General features: G+C 58.5%; 2 protein-coding genes. Both read right to left on the bottom strand.

Going from position 1 to position 1138, the window contains the following annotated elements; all coding sequences use genetic code 11:
• Window positions 1-61: 61 nt before the first annotated feature.
• Window positions 62-565, bottom strand: coding sequence for a hypothetical protein (locus AWB81_RS43340; RefSeq protein ID WP_143753588.1), 504 nt, complete (start codon window positions 563-565; stop codon window positions 62-64).
• A gap of 21 nt (window positions 566-586) precedes the next feature.
• Window positions 587-808 (bottom strand): DUF3717 domain-containing protein, encoded by a 222-nt coding sequence (locus AWB81_RS43345; protein ID WP_062644751.1) that lies wholly within the window; start codon window positions 806-808, stop codon window positions 587-589.
• Between the last annotated feature and the right edge of the window lie 330 nt (window positions 809-1138).

A 1138-nucleotide genomic window follows, 5' to 3' on the forward strand; every position in this document is an offset into this window, starting at 1 on the left:
CTCATTTCCAAGATTAGTGACGCGAAAGAGTTGTCAAGGCGGGGCGAGAGGTCCCGAACGCCTAATGGGAGGTGATCTTGCCGTCTGCGATCGCCTTCGCAAGTTCGTCGGCAAGAGCAGCTTGCACCGACGCATGCTTTTCTCGCACGGCCTCGGCGTCCTTCGTCAGTTCGGGAAGATCATGGACCAGAGATGCGATCTCTGCATCCCGTTCGGCGGCCAACTCCGCCAGATTCTCAGGCCGCAATGCGCGTTCGAGGAGTCCTGCGTCAATGCCGAAATGCTTGCTGATAGCGTCGCAAGCATGTACGAGCGCGAACGACACTTGCTTTTCCTCGTCCAAGCCTTTGCTCTTAGGGCAGAAATAGCCGGCGAACAAAACGTCGCCGACTATCTCCGTTGCTACCCAGTCTATGAGGTCCTCTTCGAAAGCTCGCGTGTCGGTGCTGGCTGATGCAAACATGCGCAGCGCGTCCGCCTTCGATACCTCTCGCGAATAAATCTCGACGCGGCCACCGCCGGCCACAGCGTCGACCCAAACCAGGGCTCTACCGGCGTTCGACACGTTTGCCCCCTCTCGTCGGGATCAAAAAAGTTCCTTTTGGGCGAGCGCAAGACCTATCGCTTCATTTTGTTCCGCCGTCAAGTTTCTGGCTTCGACGCGCTCTCGCTGATGATAGATCATCGTTCCGTACACGTCCGCCAGTATCCTTGCTCGCGGGCAGACAGCAAAGTCATCCGTCGCCGCCTGCCGCGATCGCCAGTAGTTGATGGCGTTCTCAATATCAGTGATCGAGTACTCGTTCATGCTGCTAGCTGCCGTTGCTCTGTCAGGTGACGGATGATATTCCTCTTCGTCGCGTTTTGTCTGCTATGCGTCGACGAGCGCCATTTTTCTGACGAGTGGCGGCAACGGCTCGACGCCGCCGGCGTCGCCCAATGCCTCACTAGGCCGTGAGCGTTGGGTGGGCAACGTGCTAGTGCTTTACTTCGCCTTCCAATTCGTGGGCCAGTTCCTCAGCCAACGCTGCCTGCACGGCGCGGTGCCGTTCACCAGCTGCTTCGGCGCTAGCCATGATCTCCGCATGGTCCTTGCAGAACGCGGCGAGTTCGGCCTCTTTCACAGAGGTAAGCGCGG

It is taken from the genome of Caballeronia arationis (genome assembly GCF_001544975.2).
GTDB classification, from domain to species: Bacteria; Pseudomonadota; Gammaproteobacteria; order Burkholderiales; family Burkholderiaceae; genus Caballeronia; species Caballeronia arationis.